Here is a 20,014-nt window from a genome sequence, read left to right as displayed (position 1 = left end):
GGTGCTGACACCCAGCTGTCAGGTGAACGGCATCAACAGCACCCAATCAAGTTCAGTAGTGATCGGCGGCGATCCACTGCGCCATCGCTTCGAGGGCGTCCAGTGTCCGGGTGTCGTACGGTCCAAATGCACGTTGGCAGTCGCGGCCGAGGTGCTCGTACAGGGAGACGGCGCCGCGTCGATCGCCGGATTCTCCAGTGAGTTCTGCGAGTTTCATCCGAGCCCCGATGACTTCCGAAGCGGTGAAGCCGTGGGTGAATCGCATGGTGCGGATGGAGCGTTCCAATTCTCGGATCTGTTCCACGTAGTCGGGGTTCACGTGGGGCGTGTCGGCGAGCACGACCGCCCCGTCGCTCGGCGGAACCGCGTGCCTGACCTGCTGGATGAGGTGCGAAACCGTCGACGCGTCGGGAGGCCTGCGAGCCGGATCCTTCTGCAACAGGTGGAGGGCCAGGTCATTCAGTTCGGCTGGGACGCCCGGGCGGACGTTCTGCGGGGGTGACGGCAGGGCGTGCACGTGCATGTTGGCGATGGCGATGGTGGAGGTCTCGCGGTCTCCGAACGGTGGTCGGCCGGTCAGCATTTCGTACAGGACGCAGCCGAAGGAGTACAGATCGCTGCGCTCGTCGCCGGGCTCGTTGTTGATCCGTTCCGGCGAGGCGTACAGCCAGGTCAAGCCGGTGCCGTGGGTGACCGTCGCGTCCAGTAGCAGGGCGAGGCCGAAGTCGACCAGCTTCACATCGCCGCGTTCGGTGATCATGATGTTGTCCGGTTTGACGTCGCGGTGGATCACCTCCGCCTCGTGCGCGTCCGCCAGCCCTTCGCAGATCTGCGTCCCCCACCGCACGGTCTGTTCGAGCGTCAGGGTGTTGCCCGCCCCCATGTAGGTGGACAGAGGGGAACCCTCGATCTTCTCCATGACCAGGTAGTACTGGTCATTCTCCTCGCCCTGGTCGTGCACGGTGACTACGTGCCGGCTATTGACGCGGGCCGTCGCCTGCGCTTCGCGGCGGAACCTGTTCACCATCTGCACGGTGGTCCTGCCCCCGTGCTGCGGCTGCCGATTGCGGTCGAGCGCGAGGAACTTGAGGGCGACCGGTCGATCGAGCCCGATGTCGTGGGCGCCCCAGACGTCTCCCATGCCGCCGCTGTCGAGCCGCTGGTCGAGGCGATAACGACCGGCGACGAGTCTTTCGTTCACGGTCGATCCTTGGGGTCTGGTTGCTGTGCGGGGATGGCCGGGGACCAGGCGCCCAGCCGCTCGATGGCGCTGAGGCACTCGCGCCACTCCCGCATCATGCGGGAGTGTTGGGCGAACGCTCTGGTCAGCTGGGTGCTGCCGGCGATCTGGCGCCGACTGGCGTCGTCCCGAAGTCGCTGCCGATGCCAGGGGACCCGGAGCGTGTCCCAGGCGGCGGCGCAGATCAGGCCCACGGACACGGCGGTCGCCAGTGCCGCACCGGCGCCGCCGAGGAACAGTGCGAACCCGCCGACGACCGCAGCCGCCGCGGCGAAGGAGAAGATGCGTGGCCAGACCGGATTGACGGAACTGACTGCGTCGTCAGTGGACTTCTCCAGGTGCTTCCGATAGTCGGAGAGCAGATGCCTGATGGTTTCAGGTGGAGGCGGATCGGCGGGCAAGGAACAGCTCCAGCCGTCCACAGTGATGGTCAAGGCGGAGGGGAGCGCCGCGGCGGACTGCTCGGCGGCGGCGAGAACTGCGGAACGCAGGCTCTGCCAGGTGCAATGGAGGCTCAGTAGCCTGGCTGGATAGCCGAGTTCAACAGATTCTGGCTTGAAGATGGCTTCCTGGAGAACTCGCTGGAAGTCCTTGGCGCGCTCGGTGGGAGAGAAGGCGATGAGGCTCTTCAGCCTTGGTTCCGGCTCCTGGCCGCCGTGGTCGATGATCGATCGCAATCGCTCCATCTGCTCGTTCATATCCCTTTCGTCATCGTCCTGTTGACCGATGAGATGATTGAATGCGATGTCGGTGCGACTGCCCGGTGTGCGCATGGCCGGAATCGTCGAATACGTGTCCTGGAGGTAGTCGATCGTTCCCTCCACTCCGGTTGCCATCTGCCAGCCCTCAAGCATCATCGGCCACTGGCGCGGGCAGAGTTCGGCCAGCGCGTTGAACCGGCCCGAATCCTGCATGCCCGACTCGAACATCCACGGCTGCCAGCGGACGAGATGCGATGCGCCGTCGTCCTGCCTGGGCAGCAAGGACAGGTGAGCATTGGCCTCGCGGTCCCAGCGCGTCATGGCCTGCTGGGCGTAGGTGAGGGCCTCGAAACCCAGTTCGGCGCCGGCGACCGCGTCGAGAACCACCGAAAACTCCTGTCCCAGGTCGGACGGGTCGAGCCCGGCCAGGTACTGGTCCATCCACAGGGCGGCCTCGCTCTGCCGTTTCTGGCGCGAACTGGTGAGGGCGAAGAAGAGGGTCGCCTTTGGCCTGTCGAGGGTGAGCGCGTGGCTGCGGGCCCGGCTCTCGCGGGCCTTGTCCCCGCTGTGGCGTGCAGCCACCGCCACGACGGCCGGTGCGAGCCAGAAGGACGGTTCCATGATTAGCCGTTCCTGGCTGTACGCCTGGAGGATCTCCTGGTCCACCATCCCCCGTGACAAGGCGTCCTCGATCAGCCCGTGCACCAGCCCGCGAGCAAGCGTGCGGACGTGCCGCCGCTGGGCGAACCGGGCGTTCCACTCGGTGGTGAGCCGGGACAGCTCGGCCTGGGCGTTCACGACGATCTGGTCCCGGCCGTACCGCTCTACGAACGAGTTGAGCGCGTCGTGCGTGGCATCGGTCGTCGTGGTGACCTTGTCCAGTGCCTGGTGAGTCTGCGCGAGGGTTGCGGAGACCGCTGACAGACACTGCTCCAGCCGGCTGATCTCCATCCGCGCTTGGCCGAGTTGGGCTTCGAGACCACTGCCACGGTCGTCCCCTGCCGCGCGCAGCAGTGCCACTTCCCGGCGTAGGGAGAGGATTTGACTGTGCAGGTCGCCTTCGCGAGCTTCCGGCGAGTCGTCGGTGAACCCGTCCCAGCCCATGTCCGCTCCCCCCAAGTCCTACGGTTCCGACCATTATTCAGGCAGTGTCGTCCGGTAGCGCCTAGTCTGGGAAAAAGGGTCGGCGGATCACCTTCGGGGGGCGGTTGTGGGGCAGCAGGTCGGACTGGTGAGCCAGTTGTTCTTCGGGCGTGACGACGCCGAGACCGACCTCAAGGACGGGCTGCTGAGGGGCGCGGTCTTCCGGCCGAACTACGCGTACAAGGCGGCCCTGCAGGGCCGGAAATCCCTGATCATCGGCCGAAAGGGATCCGGTAAGAGCGCCATTTGCCGCCAGCTGGCGACACTGGGTGGGCATTCGGGTTCGTCGATCCTGATCACGCCAGACGACGCCACCGGCGACGAGATCCGGCGCTTCGAACTCCAGGGCGTCACCGCTGACACCGCCAAGTCGATGATCTGGCGGTACGTCTTCGCAGTCCACGCCGCCCGCCATTTGGTGACCCACGCGCGGGTGGCACACGGCCGCCGTCTCCCCGAATCCGTCCGGACCCTGCGCTCGTTCCTGAAGGACAGCGGGGAGCAGGGCGAAGCAGGACTGTACGACCGGCTCCGACGGGGCGTCCGGGGGCTGCAGTCGGCTAACCTCTCGCTGAAGGCATTCGGGGTCGAGGCGGCTTTCGGGGTCAACGGCACCTCCGAGGGCGCTCGGGCCGGGCACCAACTGGGGGTGCTGGAGGATGGCGTCGCCGCCAGCTTCCGCGAGCTGGACTGCGAGGGGAAGCACCCTCCGCTGCTGTTCCTGGTCGACCAGCTGGAGGAGGTCTGGACCGCAGGCCCGGAGAGCCACGCCTTGGTCACCGGACTGCTACTGGCGGCCAAGTATGCGACGGGCTACTACCACGGCGGAGTCCGGACCGCGCTCTTCCTCCGGTCGGACATCTACGACGCCCTGAACTTTGGTGATGCCGACAAATTCCACAGCGACGAGATCCGGATCGAATGGACCGCGGAAGGACTGGAGGATGTCGCCCTCGCCCGGGCCAAGGCCTCCCTCGGGTCTGGCCTGACCCGCGAGCAGTTGTGGGGCGGCGTGTTCCCGGCGAGCGTTTACGGAGAGCCAGTCGCCGAGTACCTCTTCCGGCGCTCGCTGCCGCGTCCCAGGGACGCCATCCAATTCCTCAACGCCTGCCAGAGCGTGGCCGACGAGCGGGGTGGGCCGTCCATCACGGAGGCCGACGTGGTGGGCGCGACCGAGCAGTTCTCCCGCTGGAAGCTCGACGACCTCGCCAAGGAGTACATGGTCAACCATCCCTTCCTCCGGTCGCTGTTCGCCCTGTTCGAGAACACCGGCTACATTGTTATGCGCTCGGCCCTCGCCGATCGCTTCGAGGCGCACCGGGAGGCTCTTCACCGGGCCTTCCCTGCTTATACGGAAAGCCTCACCCCGCAGAGCATCATCGACGTGCTGTACGGGACTAGCTTCCTCGGAGTGCGGCGTGGCAGCGATGTCGTGTACGCGGGCGGCACCCACACGCCGCCACTGCCGGGCGAGCACGAGTTCCACGTTCACCCCTGCTTCCGGCCCGCTCTCAACCTCTTGGCGTCCGTGGACGTCCCGGCCTTCCAATACACCCTGACCCGGAATTCGATCGTGGGCCACGGCGGGCTGCTCAACATCATTTCCGGGTCCGACGTCGGACTGGCGGTCGATCGGGACCGTCGGCTGTTCGACGACCTGGTCGGCGCCTGCGAGCGGCTGTTGCGCCAGCTGGGGCGGTCCGGTCTGCCCGCTGCCATCGGAAACGACGTGCACGCGCAGATCGGGCGGGTCATGGCCGCGGCCGGTACGGCTCGACGCGGTCGGGACGAGGGGGAGGAGTTGGACGTCGACGCGCACGTCCTGGCGGCTTCCAACTACTTCGACAACCTGGCGGCCGAACTCGCGCGCAACGGCTTCGCCGACAGGTACGTCACCCTTCGTCTGGCGGACGAGGCTCGTGTGCTGGTCCGCGCGGTCGGAGGTGGAACCGGCAGGTCGGACTCTTCCCCGTGACCGTCCGGCCCGCCCTTGCTGCTGTTGCAGGAGTGGCATGCCGGGATCAGGTTCGTGATGTCATCCCGTCCAACAGCGCATACCGGGTCGACGTGGTCGACCACCTCAGCCCGGGTTCCCGCGCTCCCGCAGTACGTGCAATAGCCGCCATTGGCAGCCAGGACTACCTCTCGGACCCAGGAGGGAAGCTTCCTGGGGTCTATCACGAATTCATGACACTCCCCAACGGGGCGCATCGCTCCTGATCGGGTCTGCCTGGTGGTTCAGTATCTGCGGTCGTAGATCGCCCGTAGCCACGGTTCGCGGACGGCGGGTATCCGCGCCAGCGTGTACCGGAACGCACTGATGGACGGCTGGAAGGGGCACTGCGGGTGCGGTGGCAGCGGATCGTTCCGCTCCACGCCCGCCGGCAGTCCGCCGACCACCGGCAGTCGAGTCCGATGGGGTGGGAAGGCCAGCTCGGCCCAGAGCGCTGCGTCCATGGGCACGGCTATCGCGCCGCCGCTCGGCTGCCATATCTCCCCGGTTTGTGGGTGGATCGGAACCAGCACGAGGTCGGCGGTCCGCTCGCCGAGCCCGGGCCCCGCCAGGTCCAGCCGCTTCGAGTCCTCCCCGGAGGTCAGCAGCGCGGCTATGGCCCGGCCCAGGAGCTCGGCGACCGGACCGGGCACTACTTCGACCGGCTTGCCCTGGGCGGCCACCACGACGTGGGCGAGGGCGACGCCCGCCGGGATGTCCCGGTACTCGCTCAGCCGGTGCCACAGCAGACCGTCGGCGAGTAACTCCGCCCAGTCCATGACTGGCCGCTCCGGCGGGCCGGGCAGCCTGACCACCGCCGCCGGGAGGAACTCGACCACCTGCCACTGCCCGCAGTCGTCGATCCGCGATCCGACCGGCAACCCGCAGCCCAGACAGGCCAGGTTCGGCCCGTCGCGCCCGTCGATCCCCATGCAGTACCCGTCGGTCCGCTCCGGGATCAGTCCGGTGCCGCGAGTGTCGCCGGGGGCCAGGAGGACAGTGCCCGACGGGCCGTCAGATAGGGCGCGGACCGGCGCGAAGATTCCTCGCTCCGCTGCCTCCTGGGCTCCGACCTGCTCCCACAGCCGCCAGGGTGGCCCATGCGGCTCGCGGCGGACGGCGTAGGCGCCAGCCTCCAGGAGGGGCGGGTGCAGCCTCTCCCAATGGGTGTCGCTCAAGTGGACTGGCAGTGCCACCTCCGACACTGCCATCGTCAGTACCGCACCACAGCCTGCACACCCGAACACGGCCAAGCCGTCCCCCGCTCTTGAAGCCCCTGCATCTCACCAGGTCGATGCCCAAGCGGCAACGGCATTTCAGCCGTCGCTGGTCCGGAGTGGGAGACGGCTCAGGGTGGGAAGCGCAACCCCGCGTTCCAACGGAGCATGTGGGAGTTCGCCGCCAGTTCCTTCCAGGTGGTGGCAGGGCTGAAGCCGCCGCTGGAGATACTTGCGGAACGGCTGCGGCTCACCGTCGAGCGAGGGTGGGAAGACCTCGGCTATGTGGATGTTCACCGTTGCAAACGGTGGACTTCGCGCTGAGTTGGCTTGAAGGTGCGCCAGTTCAGCAGACCTTCGTCTGGGTGAGTCGTTCGGTGGACGACGTGGAAGTGGCGCTCGATGTCCTCCTCAACGCCCTCGGTATCGACCGCACTGCGCTCGCGTTCCGCGGCACCATCGAAACAGGCTTCGAGGTGTACCACTCGACCAGCTGAGCGATCCCCCTGGCGCTTCGGTCCTGCGGCTGATCGTCCGCGCAGGCCCAGGCCGTCTCGCTATCAATCAAAGGCCGTCACTGGTAGCGAGCTACTGACATCCCGTCAGTCGCCCGGCGGTCCCGCACCTCGACGAAGCCCGGTCCTGCTGGCTCTCCGCAGTCCGGACCGTGGAGTCCCAGGGAGCCAAGGTCGGAGGTGATGGCTGCGGTCGGGCCGAAGTATTCGGGGTCCAGCTCGAACGTCATCCGCATCCCCTGGCCGGCCGGCGGCTCGAAGGAGTAAGGCGATGCCGCGCGGCGGAGGCTGGTGAGCTCCTGGCGCAGGCCTTGTCCGTCGGCCCACCGCTCGATGACGGCATGGGAACTCAACGCCGCCGCGCCGATAGCGACCCACCTGTGGCCCAACAGCGCCGCGTGCTGCGCGAACGGGCGCCCGCCGGAGTTGGCGAGTGGTGCCGCTTGGTTAACCGTCACCGAGAAGGCAAGGTCTGACAGGACGTCGGCGCTGGCGACGAGCGCGTGGTTGGGGGCGACTGCGGCGGCAGGGTGTAGCTCGTGCGCGAGTACCTGGCATAGCACCCGGGTCGCCAGCTCGGGGTGCTCCGGCCCGACCCCGAAGAACATGCCGGGACGCTGGCGGAACACCTCGTCGTACTCCAGCACCTTGATGTCTGCTGCGCTGTACGGGCTCTCCGTCATGGCACTCACGTTACTGCTCCGCATAGTAGCCACAGGCCGTCTCGCAGGGCGGGAAGTCGTGCGGCAGGTGCTCCCATCGGATGCCCGTCACGTTGGCGCAAAGAGCTTTGTTCATGATCTCCCGCACGTGATGAACCCGGGCTTCTGTCCCTGGGCCGGTGCGGCGAGCTCGCCGGGCTGCGAGGACTGGTTCGATCAGGCCCCCGAGGCCGCCAGTCACGTAGCGGGCAAGGCACGGGCATTTTTCTGGCCCAGAGTGCGCTACCCCGTTAGCGTGGGAGACCGAGGGAAGGAGAGTCCCGTGTCGATCGAGTATGTGGAGAACGGCGACCGCCGCGGTGTGACGGTATGGCTCGACGAGTCTGAGCCCGACGCTACCCCCAGCGAGACGGCCGAGGACACCCTCCGGGCGGCGGCGCTGCGCCAGCTGACGAGGTCTGCGGCGATCGACGCGGAGACGGCCCACGCAGCCATTGAGCTGGTCGCTAGGTATCTCCAGGTCGAGGGGTTGCCTCTCGGGCCCGAAGCCCCGGCTGACGAGCTTCTGAGGACTCTCCGAAGCCATCTGGCGCTGCCGCCCTTGCCGCCAGTCCATTTTGGCCAGTCACAGTGGCGCAACGCCGTCGCGAGGCTGCGGCCGATGCTCAGGATGCCCGAGTCCCTGCCGATCACCGCGATCCGGATTCCAGACGATTTCGTCGGGCATCGGCTGATTGTCGATGTTCACGAGCACAGCCTGGTCCCGGTCGAAGTGGTCGACGCGTTTGATGCGGAGGACGAGCTGGCCAAGACTGCTACGAAGCCGAGCAAGGCTGAGCGCCGGGCGCGAGCTGTTCGGCGAATCCGCGAGGCCAACGCGGAAACACTGGAGAGGCTGGCCGAGCTGTGACCGATCCGGGGGGTGAGGCCGAGTATCTCGACCTGGAGGACGTCGAGTACCTCCTGAAGGGCACCGGGGCCGTGATCAGGGATCGCGGCCTCCTCCTCTCCGCACTGGGGCGCCCTCAGAGCTCCGTGTTCGGTATGGATGCTTATCCGGATCTGTGGTCGAAAGCCACGGCCCTCGGTGAGTCGCTTGCCAGGAACCACGCGCTCAACGACCGGAACAAGCGCACGGCCTTCGAAGCGATGCTGTTGTTCCTGGACCTGAACGAGGTGCCGTACACCGATCCGCCGACTGACCTCGCCGTTGAGTACATGCTGCGCCTTGCCCAAGGCGGCTACAGCGACGACATCGCCAAGGCGGCCGAAGACCTGCGGCAGATCCTCTCCCGCTGATCACCACGAAAGGCGTCGCTCTACCTGGAGCGGGGCTTTCGGTCTCCCCTTGGACCGCGGTTGGCCTCAGTGGCTGTTGCTCTACCGATCTTGATGGTTGCGAGTTCGAGGTCGCCGACCCGATCGGATGATCTGCTGGCCTTGGTGGGTTTGGCGGTAGGGCAACTGGTCGTCGGTGTCGCCGACCCAGGCAGGTCAAACGCTGGCGGCGGCCGGTAGGGTCGGGCGCCATGACTGACTGGACCGGGGTGCGTGATCGGGTGCTGGCTCTGGCCGCCGTGCCGGGCAGCGACAAGGTGTTCGGGGCGAGGGCGCACGGCTTTGCGCTTGATGCCCCTCTAGCCACCACCGAGGTGGCCGACCTCGAGGCCTGGTTGGACGTCGATCTGCCCGAGGACTATCGATCGTTCCTCCTGCATGTCGGGGCTGGCGGGGCCGGTCCGGCCTACGGCATTCTCCCGGTGCGGCGCGAAGGTTCCGCCGGCTGGCGCTGGGTCGGAGAGCTCATCGAGGAGGTCGAGCCGGGCATGTTCGCGGAGAAGTTTCCGGGAGGGGCGGACCCCGAGGCAACGGTCGCGATCCTGGCTGAGCGGCCGGTGCAGGACGACTTCGACGACCTTGCCGATCTCGACGCGGCGTTTGAGGCGTGGGAGGAGCGCCTGGGCGAGGTGCAGTACGATCCGCGCCGCACAGCAGGTGCTCTCTGCCTGTGTGACGAGGGCTGCGGGATGGTGGTCTGGCTGGTCGTCACCGGACCTGAACGCGGCCGAATGTGGCGTGACGATCGCTGCAACGGCACGGATCTTCATCCGATGCGCGAGACCGACGGCTCCGTATCGGACTTCGCCAGTTGGTACCTCGGGTGGCTCGCAGCCGCCGAGGCTGCCTGCGGCCTGGACCGATGACAAGAAGTCTGCGGTCGATCTTGGAGATCCGCGACTTCGCGCTTGTCACCCGGCTGGGGGATCTCCGGACCGTGCGTGCATGGAGACAGGGCCTCCTGCGCAGCTCGTGGGTATCGAAGTCCACGCGCAACAGGAGGCCCTGTGCCGCAGTCTTCCGTGCCACCTTCGCAAGCGTCCAGCTCGGCCGCCCGACAGTGTGACTGTCTCGCGCACGTGTGCGGGAACGCGGCCGATCACGGGGAACGTGTGCGACGCTACCCATCCGACATGACCGACGCTGAATGGGCGGCGGCCCGACCCCTGCTGCCGGTGCCGCGCTGGCTACACGGACGGGGCGGCCAGCCGGAGGCGTACTGCCACCGCGCAATACTGGACGCGATCCGCTACCTGGTCGACAACGGCACGAAATGGCGGGCGATGCCCTGCGACTTCCCGCCGTGGGACCGGGTCTACGCCTTCTTTCGCCGCTGGCGCGACCACGGCCTGGTCACAGAGTTCCACGACCGGCTCCGACGCAAGGTCCGCAAACAGGCCGGACGGGATCCGGAGCCGACCGCGGGCGTGATCGACTCCCAGTCCGTCAAGGCGGACGCTGTCGTCGGCGCCGACAGCCGTGGCTTCGACGGCGGCAAGCTGATCAACGGCCGCAAGCGGCACGTCGTGGTCGACACCATCGGCCTGCTGCTCGCGGTGATGGTCACCGCTGCGGATATCGGCGACCGCGCCGCCGCCCAGGTCCTGCTCGCCCAGGTCGCCGCCGCGCACCACCTGCTGGCCCTGATCTGGGCCGACGGCGGCTACACCGGCAGCCTCGTCGAGAACTGCCTCGCCGCACTCTCCCTGGTCCTCGCCATCGTCAAGCGCACCGACGACATGCGTGGCGTCGTCGTACTTCCCAAGAGGTGGATCGTGGAGCGGTTCTTCGCCCACCTGATGCGGAGCCGCCGCCTCGTGCGCGACTTCGAGCGCTCCACCAGTAGCGCCGAGGCGATGGTCCACTGGTCGATGACGCAGCTCATGACCTGCCGCCTTGCCCGGCTACAGCCTTCGCGAGCGTGAAGCGTCCCGGCGCCGACTCGACCAGCCAGCCCGGGGCCACCAACCGCTTCGCCTTCGATCACGGCGCCTCAACCTTCCCGGGCACCGGGTCAAGACCGAAGTAGACGGCCATCTCCTGGCACGTCAGCGGACCTTGACCGAGACGGCCCCGATCCGCGAGCGCATGCAGGATGCGCTGGTAGTCCACCGAAAGTGCCGACCATGCCAGCCCCGCACGCCACATCGGCACCATCGATTTCGGCTTCGCCGCCCCCGAAGAGCTGGGCTCTGTCGGCTGCTGACCGGGATCCGCCAGGTCCTCGCCAGTATCGGCGTCGTCGTCACCCGGCGCTAGGACCTCGCCGACGCGTGAGCGAGCGATGACCCACTCGTTCCACTCCCGCTCGACCACGGCCAGCTCGGCCTGGATTCGGTCGGCCTCCTCCCGCAGCTCGTCCATGCGACGGCGAGCGGTCAGCTCGCGCTGTTCCAGAAGCCCCACGACCGACGGCATCCCCAACCTCCACGGGAGCGACAACTCGACACGTCACCACTCCCCGAAGCCGCCGAACCTATTCCTGACCAGCGGAAACGCAGCCCGCAAGGCCGGAAAGACAACAGCCACTCAGCCTGCCTTGGGGTCCTCCTCGTCGGCCCAAGGGCCGGACGACTCCTCGCGCGGGATCCACAGGAGCGGCTGCGAGGTGCGGCAGGTCTCCTCTACGCCCTCCTCCCAGGGGAAGCGGCCCTGCTTGTCCGGCCAGAACATCTGGGTGATGGGCAGTGGCGGGCGCTGGTAGAAGTCGAGGCCCGCGCCGAAGAAGCTCAGGTACCAGCTCGGGTGGACGGGTCGGATCGCGACCGAGAAGCCGCCACCCAGGACGTCGTCGCGGCGCTGGTCCGGTTCGAGCGGGTGGCCGTCGCGGATCTGGTGGGCGAGGGTGTTCACGATGCGCATCCCGGTCTGCATGGGGATGCCGAAGAAGCTGACCTCGGGGCTGCGCAGGAGGTGCCAGAGCCCGATGGAGTACGACCAGTCGCCGGGCAGGTGGGCGCCGGCCACTCCCATGACGTGCCAGTCGTACTCGCGGATGTTCTTGGCGATGTGGCTGTCGCGCGCGGACCACTGGGAAGGGTCGGTCGCGTCGTCGCAGAGCAGGCACCCGCAGTCGGGGAGGTCCATGCGGGCGAGAGTACGGTGGTCGATCACCAGTGCTGAGCGCTGGGGTGGCGAACACCGGTTGGGGCACTTTCCGAGCGATGTGCCCTCAGTGTGCCCCAGCGGCCTGCCGCAGCCTGGCCTGCTCTCCGGCGGAAGGGCTCCGGCAGAGAGCTGACCAGTCGTCAGGAGTGCTTGCGAGAACCGCCTACGGCCACACCAGGCAGTACAGCTGGTGCCCGGCGTCGTGCAGTCGGTTGGCGAAGTCCTGCCATTCGTGCAGCATCGTGTAGATGACGAAGGCGTCGCGCGGGCCGCGGCGGTCGGGGACGGTCGACCAGATGAAGGCGGCGGCACCGAGTTCGGTGTCGTCGGCCTTGCGCAGGGGTTCGACCACGGTGTGGGGGAGCTGGACCACGGCGTAGTCGGGGTGCAGGACGACCAGTTCGAGCGGCGGGACCTGGTGCAGCGGGACGCCCTGGATGCCGGTGAGCACCATGGCGCTCATGGTCTCCGGCTTGATCTTGGTGGAGAGGTGCCCGTTGGGGGAGCCGCTGGTCTCCATGAGGTCGCCGAGCCGGCCGAGCGAGCCGAGCTCGCCGGCGTCCAGGCCGAGCCCGCCGGGGCCCAGCGCGGTGGGGACTCTGGCGGCGGTGGCGCGGTCGGGTGCGCCGAAGTACTTGTACGTCACCCCCACGCGACCTTCACCCCGCCTTCCCCTTCCCGCCCGGGCCGCCTTGTGGCCTGCCCCCGCGGCCTCCTCGAAGCCGTCCTGCTCCTCGGACACTCGGACCATCCTCACCGGAATTCGCCGGAATCGACAGACCCCCGGGCCTGCCGGTGTCCCGCCGGAGGCCCCATTTTCCCGTTATGTCACTCTTGTTACGACTGTTATGACCGAAAACGGACACGCTCGACCAGATCGCGTCACGTCGCGTCACGCCCGCGCCGGGCTGCGGTGGTCGTGACCTCCAGTGTGCGGGATGAATCGACCGGCAACCGCACACGGATCATCGTTCCAGATGATCGGGTCCGATATGCAGAGGTAAAGGACACGATTTGAGACCGGAGCGGTTTGAGAGGATGGAGCCTTGTGAGCTACCCGTATGAAGCCCCCCAGTCCCAGTCGCTCTTCGAGCGCGCCTCGGTGGTGACCCCCGGAGGGGTCAACTCGCCGGTGCGCGCCTTCCGCGCGGTCGGTGGTACCCCGCGGTTCATGGTCTCGGGCAGCGGCCCGTACCTCACCGACGCCGACGGTCGCGAGTACGTCGACCTGGTCTGCTCCTGGGGTCCGATGATCCTGGGCCACGCGCACCCGGCGGTGCTGGAGGCCGTGCAGCAGGCGGTGTCCCGCGGCACCTCGTTCGGCACCCCCGGTCAGGGCGAGGTGGAGCTGGCCGAGGAGATCGTGTCCCGGGTGGCGCCGGTCGAGCAGGTCCGGCTGGTCTCCTCCGGCACCGAGGCCACCATGTCCGCGATCCGGCTGGCCCGCGGCTTCACCGGCCGGGCCAAGATCGTCAAGTTCGCCGGCTGCTACCACGGCCACGTGGACGCCCTGCTGGCCGCCGCCGGTTCCGGGCTGGCCACCTTCGCACTGCCGGACACCCCCGGCGTGACCGGTGCGCAGGCCGGCGACACCGTCGTGCTGCCGTACAACGACCTGGCCGCCGTCGAGCAGGCCTTCCAGGCACACCCGGGCGAGATCGCCGCGGTGATCACCGAGGCCTCGCCGGGCAACATGGGCGTGGTCCCGCCGCTGGCCGGGTTCAATGCCGGCCTGGCCAAGCTCTGCCGGGAGAACGGCGCGCTGTTCATGTCCGACGAGGTGATGACCGGCTTCCGGGTGTCCAAGGCCGGCTGGTACGGCCTGGAGGCCGCGCACGAGGGCTGGGCGCCCGACCTGCTCACCTTCGGCAAGGTGATGGGCGGCGGCTTCCCGGCGGCGGCCTTCGGCGGCCGGGCCGACGTGATGGCCCACCTGGCCCCGGCCGGCCCGGTCTACCAGGCCGGCACGCTCTCCGGCAACCCGGTCGCCACCGCTGCCGGCCTGGCCCAGCTCCGCAACTGCACCGACGAGGTCTACGCCACCGTGGACCGGGTCGCCGACACGGTCTCCGGCCTGGTCACCGAGGCGCTCGCCAAGGAGGGCGTGGCGCACCGCCTGCAGCGGGCCGGCAACATGTTCTCGGTCTTCTTCACCGACCAGCCGGTCACCGACTACGACTCGGCGAAGCGTCAGGAGTCCTTCCGCTTCACCGCGTTCTTCCACAGCCTGCTGGCCGACGGGGTCTACCTGCCGCCGTCCGCCTTCGAGTCCTGGTTCGTCTCGTCCGCCCACGACGAACGCGCGATCGATAGGATCGTCGCCGCGCTGCCCGCCGCCGCCCAGGCCGCCGCGCGCGCGACCGCGAGCTGAGAGGACGTCGGATGACCGAGACCACGGTGGTGCACCTGATGCGCCACGGCGAGGTGGACAACCCCGAGGGCGTGCTCTACGGCCGCCTGCCCGGCTACCACCTCTCCGAGCTGGGCCGGCAGATGGCCGACCGGGTCGCCGAGCACCTCGCGGACCGGGACATCACCCACGTGGTGGCCTCCCCGCTGGAGCGGGCCCAGGAGACCGCCGCGCCGATCGGCAAGGCGCACGGCCTGGACGTCGCGGTCGACGAGCGGCTGATCGAGGCGGGCAACGTCTTCGAGGGCAAGGTCTTCGGCGTCGGTGACGGCGCGCTGCGCAACCCGTCCGCCTGGAAGCACCTGACCAACCCGTTCCGGCCGTCGTGGGGCGAGCCCTACATCGACCTGGCGGTGCGGATGATGGCCGCGCTGGCCGCCGCCCGGGACGCCGCCCGCGGCCACGAGGCGGTGGCGGTCAGCCACCAGTCGCCGATCTGGATCGTCCGCTCGTTCGCCGAGAAGCGCCGGCTCTGGCACGACCCGCGCAAGCGGCAGTGCTCGCTGGCGTCGCTCACCAGCTTCACCTACGAGGGCGACAAGCTGGTCTCGATCGGCTACTCGGAGCCGGCCCGCGACCTGCTGCCGGCCCACCTGACCGGCAAGGGCAGGCGCGGGGACGCTCCGGTGGCCAAGAGCTTCGGGGCCTAACGACCGGCCCTGAGCCTTAGGAGTTCTTTACAGCCACAGGTCAGCGGGGGTCCGACACACAAGGGCGGACCCCCCTGAACCGGCTGAAACCGCCATGCGAAACTTTTCACATGTCTGGTACGCCTCGTCTCCGCATGGCCGCCGTGCTCACCGCGGCAGCCGCCGCCCTCACCCTCGCCGGCTGCAGCTCCACGGGCTCCGGTGGCAGCGGTGACGCCCAGGCCGGGTTCGTGACGGGCAGCGGCGGCATCGACACCGTGCCGGTGGCCGCCCGCAAGCCGGCCCCCGCGATCAGCGGCAACGACCTGACGGGCAAGCCCACCGCGCTCTCCGACTTCCAGGGAAAGGTCGTGGTGGTCAACATCTGGGGCTCCTGGTGCTCGCCCTGCCGGGCCGAGGCCAAGGGCCTGGAGCAGGTCTACGAGAAGGACAAGGGCCAGGGCGTCCAGTTCCTCGGGATCAACACCCGCGACACCGACGTGACCAACGCCAAGCAGTTCGAGGACGTCAACGGGATCAGCTACCCGAGCATCTACGACCCGGACGGCACCCAGATCCTCAAGTTCCCCAAGGGCAGCCTCAACCCGCAGTCGATCCCGACCACCGTGGTGATCGACCGCCAGGGCCGGCTGGCCGCCCGCGCGATGAAGGGGCTCACCCCGGACGAGCTCGACTCGATGATCGCGCCGATCCTCGCGGAGAAGCCGTGATCCTGGCCGACGGCATCAACCAGACGGTGCTCAGCGGCCCGCTGCTGCTCGCCGTACCGGTGGCGGTCGCCGCCGGGTTGGTCTCGTTCTTCTCGCCCTGCGTGCTGCCGCTGGTGCCGGGCTACCTCTCCTACGTCACCGGCTTCTCGGCGGCCGACCTGGCCGACGCCCAGGGGCGCAAGCGCGGCCGGATGCTGGCCGGCGCGGTGCTCTTCATCCTCGGCTTCACCGCCGTCTTCGTGTCGTTCGGCGCGGCCTTCGGCGAGTTCGGCTGGACCCTGCGGGAGTACCGGCACACCATCAACATCGTGCTGGGGTGCTTCACCATCCTGATGGGCCTGGCGTTCGCCGGCGTGCTCCCCGGGTTCTCCACCAGGGAGGTCCGCTCGCACCGCCGCCCCGCGGTCGGCCTGGTCGGCGCACCGCTGCTCGGCGTGGTCTTCGGGCTGGGCTGGACCCCGTGCATCGGGCCGACCATGGCCTCGCTCCAGGCGCTGTCGATCAACCAGGCCGGTGCCGGTCGCGGCGCGTTCCTGATGGCGGTCTACTGTGTGGGCCTCGGCCTGCCGTTCGTGCTGGCGGCGCTCGCCTTCCGCAAGGCGATCGGCGCCTTCGGCTTCATCAAGAAGCACTACCAGTGGGTCATGCGGATCGGCGGCGCGATGCTGGTCGCGGTCGGCGTGCTGCTGATCACCGGCGGCTGGGACTACCTGGTCAACCAGCTCCAGTACCTGGCCCCCAGCGGCGAGATCGGAATCTGATCGTGAGTGACACCGAGCTGCGCAGCGAGCAGCCCGAAGACGCAGTCGCCGAACGGCTCAGCAGTGCCCCGGTGGAGGGCGACGCCCCCGTCGGGATAGGCGCGCTGGGCTGGCTGCGCTGGACCTGGCGCCAGCTGACCTCGATGCGGGTCGCGCTGATCCTGCTCTTCATGCTGTCGCTGGCGGCCATCCCCGGCTCACTGATCCCGCAGACCAGTGAGAACGCCTTCAAGGTGCAGACCTGGAAGGCCGCCCACAAGGGGCTGACCCCGCTCTACGACAAGCTCCAGCTGTTCGACGTCTACAGCTCGGTCTGGTTCTCCGCGATCTACATCCTGCTCTTCGTCTCGCTGGCCGGCTGCATCGTTCCGCGCACCTGGCAGTTCGTCGGCGTGCTGCGGGCCAAGCCGCCGACGGCACCGGCCAACCTGACCCGGATGCCGGTCTACGCGGCCTGGCGCACCGACACCGACCCCGCGGCGGCCGTCGCGGCGGCCCAGCGGCTGCTGCGCAAGCGGCGCTTCCGGGCGCACGTCTCCGGTGGCGCGGTGGCGGCCGAGAAGGGCTACCTGCGCGAGGTCGGCAACCTGCTCTTCCACCTCTCGCTCTTCGCCCTGCTGGCCGGCTTCGCCTGGGCCAGCCTGGCCAGCGGCCAGGGCGGCAAACTGGTGGTCGAGGGCGACGGCTTCTCCAACACCATGACCCAGCTGGACGACTTCTCCGGCTCGGCGCTGTACGGCCCCGAGGACCTGGACCCGTTCGGCTTCAAGCTGGACGGCTTCACCGACACCTACCAGAGCACCGGTGACCACATCGGCGAGGCCCGGTCGTTCGTCGCGCACATCCACTACTGGCAGGGCGCCGACCCGACCAAGCTGAAGACCGGCGACATCTCGGTCAACAGCCCGCTGGAGATCGCCGGCAGCAAGGTCTACCTGATCGGCCACGGCTACGCCCCGGTGATCACGGTCCGGGACAGCAGCGGCAAGGTGGTCTACCACGACGCGGTGCCGTTCCTGCCGCAGGACTCCAACCTCACCTCCACCGGTGTGGTCAAGGTCGGCGACTACGGCCAGAAGGACGGCAAGAAGGTCCAGCTCGGCTTCTCGGGCTTCTTCCTGCCGACCGCGCCGGTCCAGTTCGACCAGTCCACCGGCCCGCGCTCGCTCTTCCCGGGCGACGCCGCCCCGGCGCTGGTGCTGAACGCCTTCGCGGGCGACCTGGGCACCGACTCCGGCCTGCCGCAGAACGTCTACCAGCTGGACATGAGCCACCTGTCCCAGCTCAAGCAGGACGGCCAGCCCGCCCACATCAGGCTGAGCCCCGGCGAGGGCTGGACCCTGCCGGACGGCTACGGCTCGCTCACCTTCGACGGCTACAAGAAGTGGGCCACCTTCTCGGTCTCGCACCGCCCCGGCAACTCGGTCGCGCTCACCGGCGCGGTGCTGGCGATCGCCGGCCTGGTCGGCTCGCTCTTCGTGCAGCGCCGCCGGATCTGGGTGCGGGCGGTCGCCACGCCGGACGGCCGGACCCTGGTGGAGCTGGCCGGCCTGACCCGCAGCGAGTCGGCGAAGATCGCCGAGGAGCTCGCCGAGCTCGCCGTCGACCTGCAGGACGATGCCCCGGCACTAGAGGACGACGCCCCGGCAGACGACGAATCCGAACCGGCTGGCGCCGCGTCAGCCCCGGCCGATGAAACCAAGGAGTAGACGGTGTCCCTCCTCGCCTCCGCCACCGGGGTGAACTCCCAACTGGCTGACCTGTCCAACAAGTGCATCTGGTCGGCCATGGGCGTCTACGTGCTGGCCATGTTCGCGCACATGTTCGAGTGGACCTTCGGCAGCAAGGGTGCCGTGGCCCGCCGCTCGGTCGAGCAGGCCAGCCTCGCCGACGCCGCCGCTGCCGCGGCCTCGCCGGCGGCAGCCGCCAAGAAGGCCAAGAAGGTCACCGTCACCGTGGCCGCCGCCGGTGGGGGCACCACCACGCTGACCCGCACCGCGCTGGCCGGCGAGGGCGCCACCGTGGTGACCAGCGGCCGCGGCGACGGCGAGCAGGCGGTGGACGGCCCGGGCGCGGCCGGCAGCAGCGAGCGGGCCGACATGTTCGGCCGGATCGCCATCTCGCTGACCGTGCTGGGCGCGCTGCTGAACGTCGCCGGGGTGGCCTTCCGCGGCTTCTCGGTGATGCGCCCGCCGTGGGGGAACATGTACGAGTTCTCCTGTGCCTTCTCGCTCACCATGGTCAGCGCGTACCTGATCCTGCTGGCCCTGGGCAAGAACGTCCGCTGGCTCGGCCTGCCCGCCGTGCTGGCCGCCGCGCTGACCCTGGGCCTGGCCACCAGCGTGCTCTACACCGACTCCGAGCAACTGGTCCCGGCGCTGCACTCGTACTGGCTGGCCATCCACGTCAGCTGCGCGATCATCTGCGGCGGTGCCTTCTACGCGGCCTTCGCCAGCACCGCGGCCTACCTGGGCCGGGAGTCCTACGACAAGCGCAAGGCGGCCGGGCTGCCGAACGGGCCGTTCAAGATCCCGGCCTCGGTGTTCGAGCGGATGCCCGCCACCCCGACCCTGGACAAGCTCTCCTACCGGATCAACGCGATGGTCTTCCCGCTGTGGACCTTCACCATCATCGCGGGCGCGATCTGGGCCGAGGCGGCCTGGGGCAAGTACTGGGAGTGGGACCCGAAGGAGACCTGGTCGTTCATCACCTGGGTGGTCTACGCGGCCTACCTGCACGCCCGCGCCACGGCCGGCTGGAAGGGCCGCAAGGCGGGCTACCTGGCGCTGCTGGCCTTCGCCTGCTTCCTGTTCAACTACTACGGCGTCAACATCTTCATCACCGGCAAGCACTCCTACGCCGGCGTGGGCTGACCGTTCGTCAACCGGCGGCACCCGCACGGGTTAGGGGCCGCCGCCGGTTCCCGCGAAGTGAGTGAGAGTCGGCACAGTGCGGCATGGCGGCCGCCGAACCGGGCAGGGTCACAGTGGTGCGGCGGCCGTGCCGAAGCAGTACGTACCGGAGTGAGGAGGACCGCGCCGTGGACGGCGACGAGATCATGCTGACGGTCCGGATCACGGTGGCGGAGCGCAGGCTGCTGCGCTGCCTGGCGCAGGGCCACCGCAGCGACCTCTCCGAGGTGGTCGCCGACGGCCTGCTGGACATCCTGCCCACCCTGCACGGCCCGGCCCGCGCCTACCGGCTGCTGGCCGCGCTGAGCGAGCCCGCGCCGTGCGCGCTCACCGTCTGGCTGCCCGGTCCGCTGGCCGACCTGCTGGTCCCGGCGGCCGACGCGGTGGCCGCCGCCACCGGAGTGAGGCTGGGCTCCGGCAGCGCGATGCTGGGTGCCGCGCTGCGGCTCTGGCTGGACCAGGACCCGCAGCTGCTCGCCGCGCACCTGCGACTGATGCACGCCGGGCGCTCCTCGGCCCTGGTCGCCGCCTGACCGCCAACGGCACCGCCGCTCGCCGTTCGGCTGGACGACGACGCCGGGCCGGCCGCCCGACCGGCAACGGCCGTGCGCTCACCGCTCCCGCGTCACAACCCGGTCATAGCCGGGCCTCACC

At 68.9% G+C, this 20,014-nt stretch carries 20 protein-coding genes and 2 pseudogenes; 13 read left to right on the top strand and 9 right to left on the bottom strand.

From position 1 onward, the window contains the following. Positions 1-52: 52 nt before the first annotated feature. The gene (locus tag LN042_RS31860; protein WP_230054912.1) at positions 53-1,201 is read right to left on the bottom strand and encodes a serine/threonine-protein kinase; all 1,149 of its coding nucleotides are present in this window, start codon (positions 1,199-1,201) and stop codon (positions 53-55) included. Beyond that, complete coding sequence (locus LN042_RS31855; protein ID WP_230054911.1) at positions 1,198-3,045, bottom strand: hypothetical protein; 1,848 nt, start codon at positions 3,043-3,045, stop codon at positions 1,198-1,200. Before LN042_RS31855 ends, LN042_RS31860 begins: the two co-directional genes overlap by 4 nt. Positions 3,046-3,172: 127 nt before the next feature. Here LN042_RS31855 and LN042_RS31850 point away from each other — a divergent pair, with 127 nt between their 5' ends. Further along, positions 3,173-5,059 (top strand): P-loop ATPase, Sll1717 family, encoded by a 1,887-nt coding sequence (locus LN042_RS31850; protein WP_308191898.1) that lies wholly within the window; start codon positions 3,173-3,175, stop codon positions 5,057-5,059. A gap of 23 nt (positions 5,060-5,082) precedes the next feature. Here LN042_RS31850 and LN042_RS38145 read toward each other — a convergent pair. Together LN042_RS38145 and LN042_RS31845 are read right to left on the bottom strand one after the other, a co-directional pair. Further along, positions 5,083-5,295, bottom strand: a pseudogene (locus tag LN042_RS38145) (HNH endonuclease); the annotation flags it as partial. Positions 5,296-5,322: 27 nt separating this feature from the next. After that, on the bottom strand, positions 5,323-6,009 hold the full coding sequence (locus LN042_RS31845; protein ID WP_308191897.1) for a hypothetical protein: 687 nt from the start codon (positions 6,007-6,009) through the stop codon (positions 5,323-5,325). Between the two features lie 593 nt (positions 6,010-6,602). Here LN042_RS31845 and LN042_RS31840 point away from each other — a divergent pair. Next, positions 6,603-6,791, top strand: coding sequence for a hypothetical protein (locus tag LN042_RS31840; RefSeq protein WP_230054909.1), 189 nt, complete (start codon positions 6,603-6,605; stop codon positions 6,789-6,791). A gap of 77 nt (positions 6,792-6,868) precedes the next feature. Here the strand turns inward: LN042_RS31840 and LN042_RS31835 are convergent, their stop codons facing one another. Both LN042_RS31835 and LN042_RS38140 read right to left on the bottom strand, forming a co-directional pair. Beyond that, complete coding sequence (locus tag LN042_RS31835) at positions 6,869-7,492, bottom strand: hypothetical protein (RefSeq protein WP_230054908.1); 624 nt, start codon at positions 7,490-7,492, stop codon at positions 6,869-6,871. Positions 7,493-7,502: 10 nt separating this feature from the next. After that, the gene (locus LN042_RS38140; protein ID WP_372495854.1) at positions 7,503-7,712 is read right to left on the bottom strand and encodes a transposase; all 210 of its coding nucleotides are present in this window, start codon (positions 7,710-7,712) and stop codon (positions 7,503-7,505) included. An 81-nt stretch (positions 7,713-7,793) separates the two neighbouring features. Here LN042_RS38140 and LN042_RS31830 point away from each other — a divergent pair, with 81 nt between their 5' ends. From LN042_RS31830 to LN042_RS31815, 4 genes are all read left to right on the top strand, one after another. Then, the gene (locus LN042_RS31830) at positions 7,794-8,381 is read left to right on the top strand and encodes a hypothetical protein (RefSeq protein ID WP_230054907.1); all 588 of its coding nucleotides are present in this window, start codon (positions 7,794-7,796) and stop codon (positions 8,379-8,381) included. Then, positions 8,378-8,770 (top strand): type II toxin-antitoxin system death-on-curing family toxin, encoded by a 393-nt coding sequence (locus LN042_RS31825; RefSeq protein WP_230054906.1) that lies wholly within the window; start codon positions 8,378-8,380, stop codon positions 8,768-8,770. Before LN042_RS31830 ends, LN042_RS31825 begins: the two co-directional genes overlap by 4 nt. A gap of 230 nt (positions 8,771-9,000) precedes the next feature. Next, positions 9,001-9,675: an SMI1/KNR4 family protein gene (locus LN042_RS31820; RefSeq protein WP_230054905.1), complete on the top strand. Its 675-nt coding sequence runs from the start codon at positions 9,001-9,003 to the stop codon at positions 9,673-9,675. Positions 9,676-9,942: 267 nt separating this feature from the next. Beyond that, on the top strand, positions 9,943-10,734 hold the full coding sequence (locus LN042_RS31815) for an IS5 family transposase (RefSeq protein WP_230054904.1): 792 nt from the start codon (positions 9,943-9,945) through the stop codon (positions 10,732-10,734). On the opposite strand, the pseudogene LN042_RS31810 reads toward LN042_RS31815, so the two are convergent. From LN042_RS31810 to LN042_RS31800, 3 genes and pseudogenes are all read right to left on the bottom strand, one after another. Then, a pseudogene (locus tag LN042_RS31810) lies at positions 10,691-11,227 on the bottom strand (hypothetical protein). The gene LN042_RS31815 and the pseudogene LN042_RS31810 sit on opposite strands and share 44 nt — an antisense overlap. 111 nt (positions 11,228-11,338) lie before the next feature. Continuing rightward, positions 11,339-11,896 carry a DUF4262 domain-containing protein gene (locus LN042_RS31805; protein ID WP_230054903.1) on the bottom strand — a complete coding sequence of 186 codons (558 nt, stop codon included), beginning with the start codon at positions 11,894-11,896 and terminating at the stop codon, positions 11,339-11,341. Between the two features lie 184 nt (positions 11,897-12,080). Continuing rightward, positions 12,081-12,668 carry a hypothetical protein gene (locus LN042_RS31800; protein ID WP_372495853.1) on the bottom strand — a complete coding sequence of 196 codons (588 nt, stop codon included), beginning with the start codon at positions 12,666-12,668 and terminating at the stop codon, positions 12,081-12,083. A gap of 297 nt (positions 12,669-12,965) precedes the next feature. Here LN042_RS31800 and hemL point away from each other — a divergent pair, with 297 nt between their 5' ends. The 7 genes from hemL to LN042_RS31765 all read left to right on the top strand — a co-directional run bounded on the left by hemL (position 12,966) and on the right by LN042_RS31765 (position 19,893). After that, complete coding sequence (hemL, locus tag LN042_RS31795) at positions 12,966-14,288, top strand: glutamate-1-semialdehyde 2,1-aminomutase (RefSeq protein ID WP_230054901.1); 1,323 nt, start codon at positions 12,966-12,968, stop codon at positions 14,286-14,288. An 11-nt stretch (positions 14,289-14,299) separates the two neighbouring features. Further along, positions 14,300-14,977, top strand: a complete 678-nt coding sequence (locus LN042_RS31790; RefSeq protein ID WP_230054900.1) for a histidine phosphatase family protein — start codon at positions 14,300-14,302, stop codon at positions 14,975-14,977. Positions 14,978-15,087: 110 nt separating this feature from the next. Further along, positions 15,088-15,687: a TlpA family protein disulfide reductase gene (locus LN042_RS31785; RefSeq protein ID WP_230054899.1), complete on the top strand. Its 600-nt coding sequence runs from the start codon at positions 15,088-15,090 to the stop codon at positions 15,685-15,687. Continuing rightward, positions 15,684-16,448: a cytochrome c biogenesis CcdA family protein gene (locus LN042_RS31780; RefSeq protein WP_230054898.1), complete on the top strand. Its 765-nt coding sequence runs from the start codon at positions 15,684-15,686 to the stop codon at positions 16,446-16,448. The genes LN042_RS31785 and LN042_RS31780 overlap by 4 nt, the downstream gene beginning before the upstream one ends. Positions 16,449-16,450: 2 nt before the next feature. Next, entirely contained in the window at positions 16,451-18,157 is a 1,707-nt protein-coding gene (resB, locus tag LN042_RS31775; RefSeq protein ID WP_230054897.1) for a cytochrome c biogenesis protein ResB, read from the top strand. Between the two features lie 3 nt (positions 18,158-18,160). Continuing rightward, complete coding sequence (gene ccsB, locus LN042_RS31770) at positions 18,161-19,321, top strand: c-type cytochrome biogenesis protein CcsB (RefSeq protein ID WP_230054896.1); 1,161 nt, start codon at positions 18,161-18,163, stop codon at positions 19,319-19,321. A 167-nt stretch (positions 19,322-19,488) separates the two neighbouring features. Beyond that, entirely contained in the window at positions 19,489-19,893 is a 405-nt protein-coding gene (locus tag LN042_RS31765; RefSeq protein WP_230054895.1) for a hypothetical protein, read from the top strand. The last annotated feature ends 121 nt before the right edge of the window (positions 19,894-20,014 follow it).

Source organism: Kitasatospora humi (genome assembly GCF_020907985.1).
Classification (GTDB): domain Bacteria; phylum Actinomycetota; class Actinomycetes; order Streptomycetales; family Streptomycetaceae; genus Kitasatospora; species Kitasatospora humi.
This window is presented reverse-complemented; position numbering and strand designations above follow the sequence as displayed.